Here is a 17,992-nt window from a genome sequence, read left to right as displayed (position 1 = left end):
CGGGTTACTCCCTGTCGGATTCGAGCGGCGGTAAGGGGTGATCTACTGAGCGGACACCGAGAAGTGCGCGCCGAGTTCGCTGTGCGGCCGCGGGATGACGTGCACGCTGACGAGTTCGCCTACCTGGGAGGCGGATTCGGCGCCGGCTTCGGTGGCGGCCTTGACCGCGCCGACCTCACCGGTCACGATCACGGCGACAAGTCCGTCGCCGACCTGCTGACGATCGGTGATGGTGACATTCGCCGCCTTCACCATCGCGTCGGCCGCCGCGAGCGCGGCAACGTAGCCTTTGGTCTCGATCATTCCGATGGCGTTGCTGGGCATGATTTCTCCTCGTTTCTCTGTCGGTTACTGCTGTTGTTCGGTGATGTCAGCGTCGATCGAGCCGATGATCAGCGCATCGACGGGCGGTGGAGTTCCGGGAAACCAGCTGGCCGCCACCGAACCCTGGGCCACCAGCACACGCTCGCCCAGCCCGCTGCCGAGCACGTCGAACGCGATCAGGTGTGATCCCGATCCGTCCGGCTGTACTTCGAGGAGGGCACCGGGCGGCAGCCCGTCGATGCGACGGGTCGCCCATACGTGACCGGTCACGGTCGCTGCGATCATTTCCGCTCCTTCTCGATGGTGATGCCAAGGACCCGGGCCTTCTCCCGGGCCAGCGGTGTCAGCACCGCCCTGGGGCCTAGGACCAGCACGCCGCCCGAGGTCGCCATGTCGGCGACGTGCCGCTCGGTGACGGCGCCGCTGTCGATGCGCCGGGCCGCCGCCGGCGCCCCGTGCGCGCCGCCGGCGAGGCGGAAGCTCAGCCGGCCTGCGCGCAGGTCGGCCCGCGCCTTGGGGTTGTCGAAGAGCTTCAGCAGGCGGCGGACAAAGGCGTCGAGATCCTGGTCGTTCGCGATGCGAATGGTGTCGGTGCGAGCTTTATCGTCGGCGGCCAGCGGCCCGGTCGGCTGGATGCCGACGGGCACCACCGGCCGTGACGGCGGAACGCCGGCAGGCGGCGCAGGGCGTGCCGGGGGTGCGGCGGCGGGAGCAGGCGCCTGCGGGGTCAGGCTGCCCACCGCGTCGCGCACCACCTCTCGGACCAGCGCGCGGAGCTGATCGCGGTCGATTGAACCCAGCACCGTCACGTTGCACTCCGGGACAGGGCGTCCTGAGCTGCTTCGGCGCCTTGCCGCACGTCGGCCTCGGTGCCCGACAGGTAGACCCGCCCGGTGGCGCCGATCATCCGGAAATCGACAACCTTGACGTCAGCGGCCTTCTCGGCCTCGTTGGTGGCGAGAATCGCATACGAGGCGGGTTGCACCTCCAGCACGTACAACGATTCCCCCGGCAGCACCATCGAGCCCAGCTTGTTGCGGTTGATCAAGAACGCATGCTGCCGGTCGATGCTGGAGATGATGCGCGCCGCCAGGATCGTCGGGCGCACCGCGGAGGCCGCATCCTGACCCAGCTCAGCCAGGGCTGCGTCGGCGGCCGCCTTCACCGCCCCGGTTTCGCCGTGGAACTCCAGATAACCGAATTGCCGTTCCACGAACAGGATTCCGGCCGTCACATCGGCATGCTTGAGCGCCACATCGGTCACTCCCTCGATGTCGAGGCCAGGCGCCACCTCGATGATCTGCGCGGCAACGTCAGCCCGCGGCAGAGCACCCTTGATCCAGCTGCCCAGGTACGACATCGTCTGCGGCTGGAGCCGGTCGATGAAGATGAAGGAGCGCAGTTCGGCCACAGGTCACCTCTTGATCAGTTGAGCGAGCTCTTCGACCACCAGCGCACGCAATTCGGCGCGCAGCAGGTCGAGATCGGACTGCGCGGAACGGCCCACTGGCTGGCCGTTGCGCGCGGGTTGGGTTTGCGGTGCGGCACCGCGGTCATTCGAGGCACGCGGATACTCTGGAACCGGGCCCGCCGGCGTCCGCCACGGGTTCACCCCGGCGAAGTTCGGCATCGCCACCCCCGCATCACGGTTGTAGGCGATCCTCGCCCAGTTCACCAGGTTCTGCGGCTGCAGGTTCTCCCCGATCGAGCTGCGCCCGACGAACCCGGTGCCGATGGTCATCGACGGGGCGAGGTTGGTCTCCAGACCCGAGCTGCCGGTGCTGTTCCCGACGTTGACCGAGACCCGGAGAACCGGCACCTGTGCGGCGAACTCAGTTATGACGCTTGGATTCTCGCTGTGGATCGCGGCAGAGTGCCCCGCACCGCCGATCCGCACCACGCTGCGGGCCGCGCGGATGCCGCGGTGGGCGTCGGGCACCGTCGTCATGCCCAGCACCGGTGAGAGCTTTTCGTGCGCGAACATCTCCTCGGCGATGACGTGCTCGAATGGTGCTACCAGCACACGGGTCTTGGGGCCCACCCGCAGACCGGCCTGACCGGCGATCCAGGCCGCGTCGCGGCCGACGACGTCGGTGTTGAGGTGACCATCGGCAAACATGTACTCGCGCAACCGTCGTGCGCTCTCGGCATCGAGTATGTGGGCGCCGTTGCGGGTCATCGCCGAGCACAACGACGCCGCGATCGACTCCTCTGCAATGAGCACTGATTCGTTGGTGCACAGCACCGAGTTGTCGAATGCCTTGCTGTCGACGATGCGTCTGGCCGCGGCGGCGATGTCGGCACTGGCGTCGACGAGAACCGGGACGTTGCCCGGCCCGACACCGAGGGCCGGATTGCCCGACGAGTACGCGGCGCGAACCACACCGGTGCCGCCGGTGGCCACGATGACGTCGGTGCGCTCGTCAGCCATCAGCGCTTCGACCAGGGGGATCGACGGCTCTTCGATCACCTGGATGATGCCGTCGGGGGCGCCGGCGCTCGCCGCCGCTTCGGCGAGAACGTGGGCGGCGTCGGCCGAGCAGCGCTTGGCGCGCGGATGCGGCGCCACCACAACGGCATTGCGCGTCATCAGAGCCAGGATCACCTTGAAGTAGACGGTCGCCACGGGATTCGTCGTGGGTGTCAGCGCGAGCACCACACCGGCGGGACGCGGGATCTCCACAATCTTGCGGGCGGTGTCGACCCGCGGGGATACGAAATCCTCACCGCGGTAGTAGTCGACGATGCCTCGCGAGCAGGCGCGGTTCTTCAGGAGCTTGTCGGCGACCACGCCCATGCCGGTTTCGGCAACAGCCGCCGCGGCGAACCGCTCCGCTTCGTTGTACCCGGCATCGGCGACCGCGGTGACGATGGCCGCCACCGCCGCCTGGTCGAAATCGGCGAACGCGCGGGCGGCCCACTGGGCACGTTCCAGCATGTGACCGCCCGAGGCGATGGTCGTCATGATCGTCTCCCTCCAATCGCGGCCGTGCGGGCCCGTCCCACTGCGACATCGACCCGGTCCAGCACGTCCTCGCATAGGTCACGCCCCAGCAGCAGGCCCGGCTTGAACTGCAGTACACGGGGATCCAGGGTCGAGAAGATCGCCCACACACCGTTTTCGTACAGCTCTCGCATCACAAACTTGGCTCCCTCGGGGTGGTTGAACTCCAGCCCGATGACCACTCCGTTCTGCCGGATGCCGACGAACCAGTCGGGGTAGTCGCTCTGAATGCGCGCGAGCCCGGCACTGAAAAGGTCGGCGATGTAATGAACCATGGACCGCACTTCGGGGCGGCCGCAGATTTCCAGCGTCTTGATGGCGGCCACACAACCGAGTTCGGCGCCGCCGAAGGTCGAGATATGGCCGAACCCATCTTGATTCAGCCACTGCGACGCTCGATCACCCAGCATGGCGGCGGTGATTGGATACATGCCGCCGGACAGGCCCTTGCCGGTGACGATGATGTCGGGTTCGATTCCATGTTTGGTGATCGCCCACATCTCACCGGTGCGCATGAGGCCGGTCTGCACTTCGTCGGCAATGTAGAGCGCGCCGTACTTCTCGGTCAGACCTTTGACCGCCTCGAGGTATCCCGGTGGGGGCAGCGGGAATCCATAGGTGGCCGGGATGGTCTCCATGATGACGGCAGCGACGTCGTTGCCGGAAAGCGCTTGTTCCATCGCACCGACGTCGCCGAACGGTACCTGAATGAACTCGTCGGGGCGGTCGGCGAGGAAGAGTTTGGCGAACCGGTCGTCTCCGGTGGCGACCGCCAGCCCGGTGTGACCGTGGTAGGCCTTGACGATCGAGACGATCTTGCGCCGCTGGGTGGCGTGCCGGGCGCTCTTGAGCGCGATGTCGATCGCCTCGCCGCCACCGGAACCGAACGCGACCTTGGTGATCGAGTCGGGTGCGGACTCAACCAGCTTCTGCGCCAAGGCCGTTCGGGCGACCGAGGGGAAGTGGTGGTTACCGACATCGAAGTACTGCATACCTTCGGTAAGTGCCTGCACCACTTCAGGATTGCGATGCCCGAGGTTGTAGGTGCCACCGTTGAGGTGCATGTCGATGAGTCGACGCCCACCCATATCCCACAGGAAGTAGCCTTCACGGCGATCAATCACCAGGTCGACGCCGGCATCCGTCCAAAACTGAGTCTTGTCCGGATTCCAAAACGTCTTCGCCCGCTCCAACACGTCGGCCTTGGAGTCGAACGCGAATGTTCCGTAGTCGTGCATGCGGCTCCTCACACGCTGTCAACGGATCCGAACCTAAATGGATTGACCATTTATGTCAATGGTCGAAATTGGGTCTTGCCAAGCCGTATTGGTAGTGCCAATATACGGACGTTCGCTGTGGCGTGGGCCACATCCGACGTTCCACCGTACATCTGGAAAGGTCCCAGTACTCGATGACCGATCAAGCCACAACACCCGAGAAGAGTTCGGGCGACAACGTACAGCTACTCAAACGCAACGCGGTCGGAACCGTGGGCGTGATCTTCATGGCGGTCGCCACGGCCGCGCCGATCACCGCAATGGTTGGCAACGTGCCGATCGCAGTCGGTTTTGGTAATGGTTCACACGCACCGGCCGGCTACCTGGTCGCCACCATCGTTCTGGCGCTGTTCGCCGTGGGTTACGCGACGATGGCCAAGCACATCACCACCACCGGCGCCTTCTACGGCTACATCGCCCACGGCCTGGGCAAGATCGTCGGCCTGGCCAGCGGAGCGCTGATCACCATGGCCTACGTGGTGTTCGAGGGATCGCTCATCGGCATCTTCTCGTTCTTCTTCAAGAATCTGCTCGAGTCCCAGTTCCACATGTCGATTCCATGGATCGTTCCCGCACTGGGCATGCTGGCGCTCAACGCGATCCTCACCTACTTCGACGTGAACCTCACCGCCAAGGTGCTCGGCGTGTTCCTGGTGACGGAGATCGTCATGCTGGCACTCGGAGCGGTCGCGGTACTTGTCCATGGCGGCGGCCCCCAGGGCTTCGCTGTCTCGGAGACGATCAACCCGGCCGGCGCGTTCAGCCCGGCCGCCGGCATCGCCGGCGCCAGCGCCGGCCTCGGCTTGTTCTTCGCTTTTTGGTCGTGGGTCGGATTCGAGTCCACGGCAATGTATGGCGAGGAGTCCCGCGAGCCCAAGAAGATCATTCCCCGGGCCACCATGTTCAGCGTTATCGGCGTCGGGTTGTTCTACGTCTTCGTCTCCTGGATGGCCATCGCCGGCACCGGACCGCAGAAGTCGGTCGAGCTCGCTCAGGACGCCGACACCGCATCGGAGATCTTCTTCGGGCCGGTGCGCAATTACTACGGCGGCTGGGCCATCACGATGTTCAACGTCCTGTTGGTCACCGGTTCGTTCGCGTGCGGCATGGCGTTCCATAACTGCGCGTCGCGTTACCTTTACGCCCTAGGGCGCGAGGGACTGTCGAAGTACCTTCAGCGGACCATCGGCGCCACGCACCCCAAGCACGGCTCGCCCTACGTCGCATCCTTCGTGCAGAGCGGGATCACGCTGGTGATCATCCTGGCGTTCCTTGCCGCCGGGATGGATCCCTACCTGGACATGTACACCCTGCTGGCGATCCTCGGCACGATGGCGATCATGATCGTCCAGTCGCTGTGCGCGTTCTCGGTGGTCAGCTACTTTCACATCCGCAAGAACCATCCGGTCAGCAAGCACTGGTTCCGCACTCTCGTGGCACCCATGCTCGGCGGGATCGGCATGCTCTATGTCGTCTATCTGCTGTGGGAGCACAAAGACGCCGCCGCGGGCACCGCGTCCGGGACGTTGCTGTTCAAGCTGACACCGTGGATCGTGGTCGGGCTGTTCGTCTTTGGGGCGGGCACTGCGCTGTACTTCAAACTGCGTGACCCCCGACGCTACGAATTGATCGGCCGTATTGTTTTCGAAGACACCGCGATTCGCGAATAGCGACTGGCGATGAGCGACACTTCGCCCCTGGCTCGAGGACCAAGGAGGACCGACACCGTGGCCCTGCCACAGGATGGCCAATCCGAGCAGCACCACCCGAAGGACCTCGACCAGGGGCGAATGCGCATCCTGGACGCCAAGCCGGTCAACCTCGACGGCTTCAGCGTGGCCAACCCTGAGCTGGGCCTGGCCGCAATGCACAGCCCTTACGATCCCGCGCCATCGCTGGTGGTTCGCGATGGCGTCGTCGTCGAACTCGACGGCAAACCGGCCGCCGACTTCGACGTCATCGACGAGTTCATCGCCCGGCATGGCATCGACCTGGCGGCCGCCGCCGAAGCGATGGCTCTCGACGACGCCACCTTGGCCCGGATGGCGGTCGACATCAGCGTGCCCCGGTCCGAGGTGGTCCGCCTCATCGGCGGTACCACCCCGGCCAAACTGGCCCGGGTCGTGGCCATGCAGACGCCGGTCGAGATGCAGATGGCGATGGCCAAGATGCGAGCCAGGCGCACCCCGAGCAACCAGGCGCATGTCACCAACCAGCTCGACGACCCGCTACTGATCGCCGCCGACGCGGCGAGCGCGGTGGCCTACGGCTTCCGCGAAGTCGAGACCACGGTGCCCGTGCTGGGCGACGCACCGTCGAATGCGGTGGCGCTGTTGATCGGCAGCCAGGTGGGGGTGCCCGGCGCGCTGGCCCAGTGCTCGATCGAGGAAGCCCTCGAACTCCGGCTGGGCTTGCGCGGCTTGACCAGCTATGCCGAGACGATCTCGATTTACGGCACCGAGCAGGTGTTCGTCGACGGTGACGACACCCCGTTCTCCAAGGCGATCCTCACCTCCGCCTACGCCTCCCGCGGCCTCAAGATGAGGGTCACCAGCGGCGGTGGTGCCGAGGTCCTCATGGGCGCGGCCGAGAAGTGCTCCATCCTGTATCTGGAATCGCGGTGCGTGTCGCTTGCCCGGGCGCTGGGATCGCAGGGCGTGCAGAACGGTGGAATCGACGGCGTCGGGGTGGTCGCATCGGTGCCGGAGGGCATGAAAGAGCTGCTCGCCGAAAACCTGATGGTGATGCTGCGCGATCTCGAATCATGTGCGGGCAACGACAATCTCATCTCCGAGTCCGACATCCGCCGCAGCGCTCACACCCTGCCCGTCCTGCTCGCCGGGGCCGATTTCGTCTTCTCCGGCTTCGGCTCGATTCCCCGGTACGACAACGCATTCGCGTTGTCGAACTTCAACTCCGACGACATGGACGACTTCCTGGTGCTGCAGCGGGACTGGGGCGCGGACGGCGGGCTACGCACCGTGTCAGCCGAGCACCTGGCCCAGGTAAGACGCCGGGCCGCGACCGCCGTGCAGGCCGTCTACCGCGACCTCGGTCTGGCCGACTACGACGACGCCCGGGTCGACGAGGTGGTGGTGGCCAACGGCTCTCGCGACCTCTCGGCTGGCCACCCCAAGATGGTGGCGGAGGCGGCGGCAGCCATCGAGGCCCGACAGCTGACGGTCTTCGACGTGGCCGCCTCGCTGCACCGCACCGGTTTCGAGGCCGAAGCCGAGGCGATCATGCGGCTGACCGCCGAGCGGCTGCGTGGCGACCAGTTGCAGACCTCGGCCATCTTCGACGAGAACTTCCGGGTGCTCTCCAAGCTCACCGACCCCAACGACTACGCGGGACCGGGCACCGGGTACGTGCTCTCGGCCGCCCGCCGCGCGGAGATCGACGAAATCAGGCAGGCACGGACGGCAGCTGAACTGACCGCCGACCAGGACGAGCATCGCGGGCACATCACGCTGACTCCCGTTGAGAACGCCCGGCAGGGCAGCGATCCGCGAGAGGTATGCATCGGCCTGTCCCCCGCGCTGGGCCGCAGCGTCTGGCTCACCCTGTGCGGGCTGACGGTCGGTGAAGTCCTGCGGCAAATCGAGGCCGGACTGGAAGAGGAGGGCTGCGTGGCGCGACTGGTCCGCGTCCGCTCGACGATCGACGTCGGCCTGATCGGGTTGACCGCGGCCAAGCTGTCGGGCTCGGGGATCGGAATTGGATTGCAAGGCAAGGGAACTGCACTGATACACCGCCGCGACCTGGCCCCTCTGGCCAACCTCGAACTGTTCAGCGTCGCCCCCCTGCTCGACGCTGACATGTACCGGCAGCTGGGTAAGAACGCCGCGCGCCACGCCAAGGGCATGGCGCCGGTGCCGATCTTCACCGGCGGCACCGACGAGTCGATCTCGGCGCGGTACCACGCCCGCGCGGTGGCGCTGGTCGCGCTCGAACGCGCGGCATGCGAGCCCGGCGAACCCCCGGTAACGATCGATGCGGTTCGCGCATGACCGAGAATCCCTACACCGTCGAGGCGGCGGTCGACGGCAAGCTGAGTCTGTCGGATCTGCGGATGGATCCCGCAACGCTGGCACATCAGGCCTCGGTCGCGGCGGCGGGCGGCAACCCGCAGCTGGCCGAGAACTTCTTGCGCGCAGCTGAATTGGCGACGATGCCTGACGATGAGGTGATGGACCTCTACGAAGCGCTGCGCCCCCACCGGTCGACGGCGCAGGAACTCGAGGCACTCGGGGCCGCGTTGGACTCGCGCGGCGCCGGCCGCTGCGCGCAGTTGGTCCGCCATGCGGCGACCGTCTACCAGCGGCGGGGTCTGCTGCGTTGAGCGTGGTTGCCGGTATCGATGTCGGAAATCACACCACCGAGATCGTTGTTGCGCGGGTGGGTCCCGGGCCGTTGGCGCAGGTCTGCCATGGACAAGCACCGACCCGTGGGCGCAAGGGGTCCCCGGACTCCCTGGCCGGTGCGGCGGCGCTGCTGCACAAGCTCGAGGTCCAGGCAGAGATCCGTGTCGACGAGATCGTCCTGTCGGCGCTACGGCCGGTCGATACGGCGACGGCGCCGCTGCCGCCACCGACACCGCCCCATTGCCCGGTGCGAAACCTGCGCCGCCCCAGCGCGAGCACCCCGGCCGGAGCGGGATCGGGCGTCGGGGCCCACGTCCCGCTTGCCGACCTCAACGGCCCGGTGGCCACCGGACGGATCGTCGTTTCGGTCGATTCGACGGTCGACTTCGAGGTGGCCGCCCGGGAGATAACCCAGGCCATGGACCGTGGCTGGCAGGTCGCCGGGGTGATCGCCGAACGCGATGAGGCGGTGCTGATCGCCAACCGGATTCCCGGCGGCGTGCCGGTCGTCGACGAGGTCGACCTTGTCGGCCTACAGCGCGGCGCACCGGTGGCGATCGAAGTGGTGGCCGAGGGGCGCTCGTACCGCGCCTTGGCCGACCCGATCGCGCTGTCCGCGGCCCTGGAGATCGGCCACGAGCACATCCACCGGATTGCCGAGTTCACCCGCGAGCTCGCCGACTCCCCGGCGATCGCGGTGACCCTGCGCTCCGACCAGCCCGCACCACCGGCGGCCGACGACGACTACGCGGAGTGCCGGGTTGACGGTGTCGTGCAACGTTATTCGCCGGCCGAGGCGGAGAGCTTGCTGCGGGTCCGTCCGCCCGGGACGGTGGTCGGCGTGCGGCTGGCCGCCCTGCCGTCGGCCGTCCACGGAATCGCCGTCGACGACGCCTATTTCACCAACCTCAGGGCGATCGACGACGGAGCGTGGCTGCGCCGCGGGATCGTGGAAACCGGCGGCACCATCGTCGCGCTGCTGGCCGCCGACGAGGTCGCCGATGCCGCGCTCACCCTGCAGCAGATGTGCGGCCGCCCGGCCCGGACCATCGCCTCGGAGCCGCGGGCGGCCGCGCGCGGTGCCCACACCACCCCCCATCTGCCTCCCGGGTCGATCGTGTGCGACATCGGCGGCGGCACCATCGATGTGATCGGCCCCGACCAGGAAGTGGTGGCCGCCGGGGCGGGCGAGGCCATCACCACGGCCGTCGCGGCCACCCTCGGTGTTCCCCGCGCGCTGGCTGAACAAGTCAAACGCTCGCCGGCGATCCGGGTCGAAGGACCGCACATCGCCCACGAGGAAGACGGTCGCCGGGTGTTCCTGGACGCACCGGCCCCGCCCGAGGCGATCGGCCGGTTGTGTACTCGCGGAAGCGCCGGGCTGGTCCCGTTCTCCAACCGGCTGGCAGCCGAGGAGTGGCGGAGCCTTCGGCTGGCGGTCAAGCAGCAGACCGTCGCGGCCAACATCGCCCGCTGCCTGAAAGCCTTCGACCGGCCGCCGATTGCCCTGGTGCTGGCCGGCGGCGGCGCCCTCGATGACGAGCTGCTGCGGACGGTGGGCGAATCGCTGCGCAACGTTCCGGTCGCCGTCGGGCGGGCCGACGTCGACGGGCTGCACGGGCCGCGCTACGCCGTTGCGTCCGGGCTGGTGCATCTATACGCCGACACGGTCTGAGCAGCCCCGGCCGGGTCAGCAGTCAGTTTTGCGGCGGCCCATAGCGTTTGTTGTACTCGTCGTGGATGGCCGCGTGGCGTTGACGGGCGGCCTCGTCGACCAGCTCTGGATCCAGCCCGTGCTGGCGCAGCCGATGCGCGCGGTAGATCTTGTGCAGGGCGTGGGTGAAGTACAGGCAGGGCACAAACAACAGGGCGGTCATCGCCAGGTGCATGTAAACCGTCGTCGGGATCAACCACAGCGGCGCCAGAATAAGCAACGCCGGTATGGCCACCCGGAAGAAGACCCGGCGCTGGGCGCCCTTGCCCACAAGATCGTTTCGCACCCAGTCCCGCATCGACGGGGGCAGGACCTTGCCGTACGAGTAGCCGATGTACTGCAGGGCATTGGGACGGGTCGCGTCGCTCATCGTGGTGTTCCTTTTCTTAGATCACACCGCTGGCAGGGTTTCCAACGTGCACCGCCTCCAGCACATTCCGCATGGCGTCGGCGCTCTGCTGCCAGGAGAAGTCCCGGCTGCGGGCTTTGGCTTTGGCGCCGAGCTCGTCACGCAGGACCTGTTCTGCCAGCAGATGTTCGAGCTGATGTACCAAGTCGTTGTGGTCGTCGACCAGTACTCCGGTCACGCCGTCGATGACCGAGTCGGTCAGTCCTCCCGACGAGCGGTAGCCGATGGTGGGCACGGCGTGCTGGGCGGCTTCGATGACGGCCAGCCCCCAGCCTTCCTTGCGGGACGGCAGCACGTGCACCCAGGATTGTTGTACGACAGCGTGTTTGGTCCGGTCATCGACGTGGCCGTGGAACGTGACCGCGTCGGAGATACCGAGACGGTCGGCGCGCTCGACGAGACGGTCATGCCACCAGCCGCCACCGACGATGTCCAGGTGCAGGTCGGCGATGCGGGACCGAAGGGCGGCCACCGCATCGAGCGCATCCTCGATCTGCTTGTGCGGCACCAGCCTCGACAGCACGACGACGCGGGGCGTCGACGACCGCTGGGCCGTCAGGGTGTCCGGCGGCGCCTCGTCGAGACCGTTGCGGACCACGGCGATTCGCGCGGCGTCGACCCCGAGGTCGGACAGGTCACGGGCCGACGGCAGGGAGACGGTGACGTACTGGTTGCGCCGGTGCATGCGCGGTGACAGCCACGATTCGACGAACCAGCCCAGCCTGCCGACGAACCGGCCGGCCACCGGCCACTGCTCGCGGTGGCAGTGGTGCACCAGGAGGGCCACCCGCCGTCCGAACGCGAGCCGGGCCAGGAACGGCACCCCGTTCTGGGTGTCGATGACGACGTCGGGACGCACCCGCCGCAGCGGGCCGACCCGCAGCCGCGCGGCGACCATGGCCAGCCCTGCCCAGATGTAGACGCTGTAGGGCCCGCCGCCGCGGCTGATCGTGACGCCGTCGACGACCTCGCGCCGGGGGGCGCCGGGATACCGGGCGGTGCGCAGGGTGACGTCGATGCCCGATTCGGCCAGCAGCGTGCCGATGCGCTGGACGTAGGTTTCGCTGCCGCCACCCTGGGGGTGGCCGGTGTCCCGCCAGCACAAGAGCAGGACAGAGCGAACGTTGGTGGACATCAAGTTCAGACTAGACCGCGCACTAGGGTGAGCCCGATGGCCGTCACCGACCTGTTCGCCCGGCGTGCGACGCTGGGCCGCTCGGTGCGGCTGCTGTCCGAATTCCGCTATGAGCAGCCCGACCCGGCCCGTTTCTACGGCGCGCTGGCGGCCGATACCGCCGCCATGGTCACCGACCTGTGGCGGGCGTCGCACATCGACAGCCCGACCGGGCACACCCTGCTCGACGTCGGCGGTGGCCCCGGCTATTTCGCGACGGCATTCACCGACGCGGGCTGGAACTACGTAGGCGTCGAACCCGATCCCAGCGAGATGCACGCCGCCGAACAGGTGCGGCAGTCTGGACCCGGCGCGTTCGTCCGGGCCTCCGGAATGGCCCTGCCGTTTGCCGACGGCAGCGTCGACGTGTGCCTGTCCTCCAACGTCGCCGAGCATGTGCCCCGTCCGTGGCAGCTGGGTGCGGAGATGCTGCGGGTCACCCGCCCCGGTGGGCTGGCGATCCTGTCCTACACCGTCTGGCTCGGCCCCTTCGGTGGCCATGAAATGGGGCTGACGCACTATCTGGGTGGCGCCAGAGCCGCGGCGCGCTATACCCGCAGGCACGGCCGGCCACCCAAGAACAACTACGGGTCGTCGCTTTTCGCGGTGTCCGCTGCCGACGGCCTGGCCTGGGCAGCCGGCACAGGAGCGCTGGTCGCGGCATTTCCGCGTTACCACCCACGATGGGCGTGGTGGCTGACATCGGCGCCCGGTATACGGGAGTTCTTGGTGAGCAACCTGGTGCTGGTGCTGCGGCCGCCGATCCCACCGAAATGAACAGGTTCTAGTTTCTGTCTTCAGTAGGTAATGTGACGGTCATGACACAGAGCACCGCATTCAAGACCGAATGGGACAAGTTGTTCATTGGCGGCAAGTGGACCGAGCCGTCCACCTCTGAGGTCATTGAAGTGCATTCGCCCGCGACCGGCGAGCTGGTGGGCAAGGTACCGCTGGCCGCCAAGGCCGACGTCGACGCCGCCTGCGCCGCCGCCCGCAAGGCCTTCGACGAAGGACCATGGCCGCACCTGACGCCTGCCGAGCGCGCCGAGATCTTGGGCCGCGCCGTCAAGATCCTCGAAGAGCGCGCCGAGGAGCTGAAGTTCCTGCTGGCCGCCGAGACCGGCCAACCGCCGACGATCGTCGACATGATGCAGTACGGCGCCGCGATGTCGTCGTTCCAGTACTTCGCAGGTGCGGCCGACAAGTTCACCTGGCGGGAGTTCCGCGACGGCGTCTACGGCACCACGATGGTGCTGCGCGAGCCGATCGGCGTCGTGGCCGCCGTGACGGCGTGGAACGTGCCGTTCTTCCTGGCCGCCAACAAGCTCGGCCCCGCGCTGCTGGCCGGCTGCACCATCGTCGTGAAGCCCGCCGCCGAGACCCCGCTGTCGCTGTTCGCGATGGCCGATATCTTCGCCGAGGCCGGGCTGCCCGAGGGTGTGCTGTCGGTCGTCCCCGGTGGCCCGGAGACCGGTCGCGCCCTGACCGCCAACCCTGAGATCGACAAGTTCACGTTCACCGGGTCCAGCGCCGTCGGCAAGGAGATCGCCAAGATCGCCGCCGAGCGGCTCAAGCCGTGCACGCTGGAACTGGGCGGTAAGTCGGCGGCCATCATCCTCGAGGACGCCGACCTGGATTCCACGTTGCCGATGCTGGCGTTCGCCGGCCTGATGAACACCGGGCAGGCCTGCGTCGCCCAGACCCGGATCCTGGCCCCGCGCTCGCGCTACGACGAGGTCGTCGAGAAGATCTCCGCCGCGGCCGCGGCCATGCCGGTCGGGTTGCCCGACAACGCGGGCGCCATGATCGGATCGTTGATCAGCGAGAAGCAACGTGAGCGCGTCGAGGGCTACATCAAGAAGGGCATCGAAGAGGGCGCGCGGCTGGTCACCGGCGGCGGCCGTCCCGAGGGACTCGACAACGGCTGGTTCGTGCAACCGACGGTATTCGCCGACGTCGACAACTCGATGACCATCGCGCAGGAAGAGATCTTCGGACCGGTGCTGGCGGTGATTCCCTACGACACCGAAGAGGATGCCGTGCGGATCGCCAACGACTCCGCCTACGGTCTGGCCGGCTCGGTGTTCACCACCGACAACGACAAGGCGATGAAGATCGCCGCCCAGATCCGTACGGGCACCTACGCGGTCAATATGTACGCCTTCGATCCGGGTGCGCCGTTCGGCGGCTACAAGAACTCCGGCATCGGCCGCGAGAACGGCCCCGAAGGTATCGAGCCGTACACGCAGGCCAAGAGCGTGCTGCTGCCGTTCGGGTACCAGCCCGAATAATTCGACGGAAAAGGCCCCCGCACGCATCGCGTGTCGGGGGCCTTTTCGCCTGTGAGCTAGTAGATCGCGCGCACGATCATCTCGGCCACCGCGGCCGGCTTGTCGACGCCGTCGATCTCGATGGTGTGCTTGACGGTCAGGTTGACGGTGTTGTCATCGACCTTGGTGGCGTCCGCGAGCTCGGATCGCACCCGGATCCGGCTGTCGACCGGCACGGCCGCCACGAACCGGACCTTGTTGAGCCCGTAGTTTACGGCCAGCTTCGCGTTCTCCACGCGGAAGTTGTCCTTGCTGAGCGCGGGAATCAGTGACAACGTCAGGAATCCGTGCGCAATCGGTGCGCCATAAGGACTTTCGGCCTTGGCCTTCTCGACGTCGACGTGGATCCACTGATGGTCACCGGTGGCATCGGCGAAGTCGTTGATGCGCTTCTGGTCGATCTGCAGCCACTCGCTGACGCCGAGTTCCTGGCCGACCGCGGATGCCGCGTCGTCGATGGACGTGATCAGCTTCATGGGGTTGCCTTCCTCATCAGTCCCGCCGGGTTATCCCCGCCATCTTGACCGACGCCTAGAAGGCCTCTTCGCGCAGGTCCATGATCGTCAGCTCGATCGACTCCGCGATGTGTCGCTCGGCGGCCAGCCGCGGCAACACGTTGGCGGCGAAGAAGTTCGCCACCGCCACCTTGCCGCGATAGAAGGCTTCCTCCCGCGGATCGGGGTCGCCGTCGAGCGCGTGCAGCGCAATCTCGGCCTGGCGCAGCAGGAACCAGCCGATCAGCAGGTCGCCGACGGCGAGCAGAAACCCGACCGACTCCAGTCCCACCCGGTAGAGCTCGCGCGCGTTGTCCTGCGCGCCGAGCAGATAACCGGTCATCACGGTCGCGATGGCGCGCACGTTGTCCAGCGAGTCGGCCAGGGCCTTGCGGCCGGCGGCCAACTCGGGCCGCGCGTCGGGGCTGCCGATGAACGTCTCGATCTGGCCGACGACGTGCGCCAGCGCTCCGCCCCGGTCCCTGGCGATCTTGCGGAAGAAGAAGTCCTGGGCCTGGATCGCGGTGGTGCCCTCGTAGAGCGAGTCGATTTTCGCGTCGCGGATGTACTGCTCGATCGGATAGTCCTGCAGGAAGCCCGATCCGCCGAACGTCTGGAGCGACTCGGTCAGGGTTTGGTAGGCCCGTTCGGACCCGACGCCTTTCACGATCGGCAGCAGCAGGTCGTTGACCCGCTCGGCCATCGATTCGTCCGCACCTGAAATCACCTGCGCCACAGTCGGATCCTGGTGGGCAGCGGTGTAGAGGTACAGCGCGCGCAGCCCTTCGGCGTAGGCCTTCTGCATCATCAGGGCACGGCGGACATCCGGGTGGTGAATGATCGTCACCCGCGGCGCCGTCTTATCGGTCATCTGCGTCAGGTCGGCGCCCTGCACCCTGGTCTTGGCATACTCCAGCGCGTTGAGGTAACCGGTCGACAGGGTGGCAATCGCCTTGGTACCCACGAACATCCGGGCGTACTCGATGACCTTGAACATCTGCGCGATGCCGTTGTGGACGTCGCCCACCAACCAGCCGATCGCGGGCTTCCCGTGCAGACCCAGGCTGAGTTCGGTGGTAGCCGAGGCCTTCAGGCCCATCTTGTGTTCGAGGTTGGTGACGTAGACACCGTTGCGTTCACCGGGCGCACCGGTCTCGGGATCGAGCAGGAACTTGGGGACCACGAACAGACTCAGCCCCTTGGTGCCCGGCCCGGCACCCTCTGGGCGGGCCAGCACCAGATGCAGGATGTTCTCGAAGAAATCGTCGGTGTCACCGTTGGTGATGAACCGCTTGACGCCCTCGATGTGCCAGGTTCCGTCCCCGGCATCGACGGCCTTGGTGCGGCCGGCGCCGACGTCGGAGCCGGCGTCCGGCTCGGTCAGCACCATGGTGGCGCACCAGTTGCGTTCGGCGGCCAGGGTCGCCCAGTGCCGCTGCTGGTCGTTGCCGATGTGGAACAGGATGTTGGCCATGATCGGGCCGGCCATGTACATGAAGACCGCCGGGTTGGCCCCCAGCACCAGCTCGTTGATCGCCCATCCAACCATCGCCGGGGCCGGGACACCGCCCACGGCCTCGTCCAGCCCGACGCGGAACCACTCCCCCTGCCGCCAGGCCTGCATCGACTTCTTGAACGGCTCGGGCAGCGATACCACATGAGTGTCGGGGTCGAATGTCGGCGGATGCCGGTCAGTCTCGGCGAACGATTCGGCTACCGGACCTTCGGCCAGGCGGGCCGCCTCGGACAGCATCTCGCGCACCGAATCCCCGTCAAGGTCGGGATAAGCGTCGAGGGTCTTCTCCAAATCGAGCAGCTCGAAGAGGTTGAACTCGAGGTCGCGGATGTTGCTCTTGTAATGGCTCATCGATTGCGTCCTTCTCATCGCTGACAGAGCCGAGCCTAGTCGGTATGGCGGGCCTGATCAGCGGGGTTCAGGCAGTGCCCAGAAATATGATCTGGATCATATAAAGCACGGCGCGCGAAACTACCCGCAGCTCAGCGGCTCCCCTTTTTCAGGAGTTAACGCCGAACGCAGATTCCATGTTGCACTTAATCGGCTCTAATCTTATGGTCATAACCATAGTTATGGAGTCGGTCTTACGACCTGCGCCGCAAGGAGAGAAAAATGTGGCTGATCGAGCTGAATATCGCCGGCCACCGGTTCACGCGTCACGTGCCTGACAAGCGCCGGCAGCTGTTCGGTCGGGGTGCGCGTGCGTTGGCGTGGCGCGGTGGCGACGCTCGCCAAACCCCCGCCGCCTGAATGACCCGGACACCGCCGGCAGATCGCCGCACCCGAGGCTCCACCCGCACCAAGATGCTGGTGAGCGCCGCTGAGGTGCTGCGCGAACGCGGGGCCGCCGGAGTCACCATCGACGAAGTGCTGGCTCGCAGCGGCGCGCCGCGCGGCTCGGTCTATCACCATTTCCCCGAAGGCCGCAGCCAGATCCTGCGCGAGGCGCTGGACTATGCCGGCTACGAGATCACCACCAGCATCGACGAAGCCGCCGGCGAGAGCGCCGGGGTACTGCTTCGCCGCTTCGTCCAGCTCTGGGAAAATGCCCTGCTCACAAGCGATTACACCGCCGGCTGCCCGGTGCTGGCCGCCGCGGTCGGCTCCGGCGAGGACGAACAGCAGCTGACCGCAGTGGCCGGCGAGATCTTCGGCCGCTGGCGCGAGGCCGCCAAGCAGGCATACCTGCGAGAGGGTTTCGAGAGCGCCGAGGCCAGCGCGTTGGCTGACACCACCCTGTCCGCGATGGAGGGCGCGGTTGTCCTGTGCCGCTCGGTACGCAGCCTGCAGCCGTTGCACGACGTCGCGGCGCAGATGGAATTCCTTATCAAGGCAAAGGAATTCGTGACGAAGTTCGGCGTACCGACAGTCAAAGCCTGAAATGCC

General features: G+C 66.8%; 18 protein-coding genes. 8 read left to right on the top strand and 10 right to left on the bottom strand.

Annotated features, from left to right (window positions below; all coding sequences use genetic code 11):
• Window positions 1-42: 42 nt before the first annotated feature.
• Genes CG716_RS06305 through CG716_RS06280 form a run of 6 tightly spaced genes read right to left on the bottom strand, consistent with a single transcriptional unit; the run spans window position 43 to window position 4,566 of the window.
• A complete protein-coding gene (locus CG716_RS06305; protein ID WP_094477558.1) occupies window positions 43-324 on the bottom strand; it encodes a BMC domain-containing protein in 282 nt (93 codons plus the stop codon).
• A gap of 24 nt (window positions 325-348) precedes the next feature.
• On the bottom strand, window positions 349-609 hold the full coding sequence (locus CG716_RS06300; RefSeq protein WP_094477556.1) for a EutN/CcmL family microcompartment protein: 261 nt from the start codon (window positions 607-609) through the stop codon (window positions 349-351).
• Window positions 606-1,124 (bottom strand): hypothetical protein, encoded by a 519-nt coding sequence (locus tag CG716_RS06295; protein ID WP_094477868.1) that lies wholly within the window; start codon window positions 1,122-1,124, stop codon window positions 606-608. Before CG716_RS06295 ends, CG716_RS06300 begins: the two co-directional genes overlap by 4 nt.
• A gap of 5 nt (window positions 1,125-1,129) precedes the next feature.
• Window positions 1,130-1,735, bottom strand: coding sequence for a BMC domain-containing protein (locus tag CG716_RS06290; RefSeq protein ID WP_094477554.1), 606 nt, complete (start codon window positions 1,733-1,735; stop codon window positions 1,130-1,132).
• Window positions 1,736-1,738: 3 nt separating this feature from the next.
• Window positions 1,739-3,289, bottom strand: a complete 1,551-nt coding sequence (locus CG716_RS06285; RefSeq protein WP_094477552.1) for an aldehyde dehydrogenase family protein — start codon at window positions 3,287-3,289, stop codon at window positions 1,739-1,741.
• The gene (locus CG716_RS06280; RefSeq protein WP_094477550.1) at window positions 3,286-4,566 is read right to left on the bottom strand and encodes a class-III pyridoxal-phosphate-dependent aminotransferase; all 1,281 of its coding nucleotides are present in this window, start codon (window positions 4,564-4,566) and stop codon (window positions 3,286-3,288) included. Before CG716_RS06280 ends, CG716_RS06285 begins: the two co-directional genes overlap by 4 nt.
• Window positions 4,567-4,739: 173 nt before the next feature.
• On the opposite strand from CG716_RS06280, the gene CG716_RS06275 reads away from it, so the two are divergent.
• The 4 genes from CG716_RS06275 to CG716_RS06260 all read left to right on the top strand — a co-directional run bounded on the left by CG716_RS06275 (window position 4,740) and on the right by CG716_RS06260 (window position 10,644).
• A complete protein-coding gene (locus tag CG716_RS06275; protein WP_094477548.1) occupies window positions 4,740-6,275 on the top strand; it encodes an APC family permease in 1,536 nt (511 codons plus the stop codon).
• 120 nt (window positions 6,276-6,395) lie between these two features.
• Window positions 6,396-8,615: a propanediol/glycerol family dehydratase large subunit gene (locus tag CG716_RS06270; RefSeq protein WP_094477866.1), complete on the top strand. Its 2,220-nt coding sequence runs from the start codon at window positions 6,396-6,398 to the stop codon at window positions 8,613-8,615.
• The gene (locus CG716_RS06265) at window positions 8,612-8,947 is read left to right on the top strand and encodes a diol dehydratase small subunit (RefSeq protein WP_094477546.1); all 336 of its coding nucleotides are present in this window, start codon (window positions 8,612-8,614) and stop codon (window positions 8,945-8,947) included. The genes CG716_RS06270 and CG716_RS06265 overlap by 4 nt, the downstream gene beginning before the upstream one ends.
• Window positions 8,948-8,949: 2 nt before the next feature.
• Complete coding sequence (locus CG716_RS06260) at window positions 8,950-10,644, top strand: diol dehydratase reactivase ATPase-like domain-containing protein (protein ID WP_094477544.1); 1,695 nt, start codon at window positions 8,950-8,952, stop codon at window positions 10,642-10,644.
• Between the two features lie 22 nt (window positions 10,645-10,666).
• On the opposite strand, the gene CG716_RS06255 is transcribed toward CG716_RS06260, so the two are convergent.
• Both CG716_RS06255 and CG716_RS06250 read right to left on the bottom strand, forming a co-directional pair.
• Window positions 10,667-11,053, bottom strand: a complete 387-nt coding sequence (locus tag CG716_RS06255) for a DUF5313 domain-containing protein (RefSeq protein ID WP_094477542.1) — start codon at window positions 11,051-11,053, stop codon at window positions 10,667-10,669.
• 16 nt (window positions 11,054-11,069) lie between these two features.
• Window positions 11,070-12,227 carry a glycosyltransferase family 4 protein gene (locus CG716_RS06250; protein WP_094477540.1) on the bottom strand — a complete coding sequence of 386 codons (1,158 nt, stop codon included), beginning with the start codon at window positions 12,225-12,227 and terminating at the stop codon, window positions 11,070-11,072.
• Window positions 12,228-12,263: 36 nt separating this feature from the next.
• Between CG716_RS06250 and CG716_RS06245 the strand changes: the two genes are divergently transcribed.
• Together CG716_RS06245 and CG716_RS06240 are read left to right on the top strand one after the other, a co-directional pair.
• Window positions 12,264-13,043: a class I SAM-dependent methyltransferase gene (locus tag CG716_RS06245; RefSeq protein ID WP_094477864.1), complete on the top strand. Its 780-nt coding sequence runs from the start codon at window positions 12,264-12,266 to the stop codon at window positions 13,041-13,043.
• A gap of 41 nt (window positions 13,044-13,084) precedes the next feature.
• Window positions 13,085-14,557 carry an aldehyde dehydrogenase gene (locus CG716_RS06240; protein ID WP_094477862.1) on the top strand — a complete coding sequence of 491 codons (1,473 nt, stop codon included), beginning with the start codon at window positions 13,085-13,087 and terminating at the stop codon, window positions 14,555-14,557.
• A 56-nt stretch (window positions 14,558-14,613) separates the two neighbouring features.
• Here the strand turns inward: CG716_RS06240 and CG716_RS06235 are convergent, their stop codons facing one another.
• Entirely contained in the window at window positions 14,614-15,072 is a 459-nt protein-coding gene (locus tag CG716_RS06235; protein WP_094477538.1) for a MaoC family dehydratase, read from the bottom strand.
• A 55-nt stretch (window positions 15,073-15,127) separates the two neighbouring features.
• Window positions 15,128-16,957, bottom strand: a complete 1,830-nt coding sequence (locus CG716_RS06230; RefSeq protein ID WP_094477536.1) for an acyl-CoA dehydrogenase — start codon at window positions 16,955-16,957, stop codon at window positions 15,128-15,130.
• Between the two features lie 261 nt (window positions 16,958-17,218).
• On the opposite strand from CG716_RS06230, the gene CG716_RS30100 reads away from it, so the two are divergent.
• Both CG716_RS30100 and CG716_RS06225 read left to right on the top strand, forming a co-directional pair.
• Window positions 17,219-17,356, top strand: coding sequence for a hypothetical protein (locus CG716_RS30100; RefSeq protein ID WP_165774039.1), 138 nt, complete (start codon window positions 17,219-17,221; stop codon window positions 17,354-17,356).
• The gene (locus CG716_RS06225; protein WP_094477534.1) at window positions 17,357-17,986 is read left to right on the top strand and encodes a TetR/AcrR family transcriptional regulator; all 630 of its coding nucleotides are present in this window, start codon (window positions 17,357-17,359) and stop codon (window positions 17,984-17,986) included. It abuts the gene before it with no gap.
• Window positions 17,987-17,992: the final 6 nt, after the last annotated feature.

The organism is Mycolicibacterium sphagni (assembly GCF_002250655.1).
Classification (GTDB): Bacteria; Actinomycetota; Actinomycetes; order Mycobacteriales; family Mycobacteriaceae; genus Mycobacterium; species Mycobacterium sphagni.
Note: the sequence above shows the minus strand (reverse complement) of the source record. Positions and strands in the feature narration are given on the sequence as shown.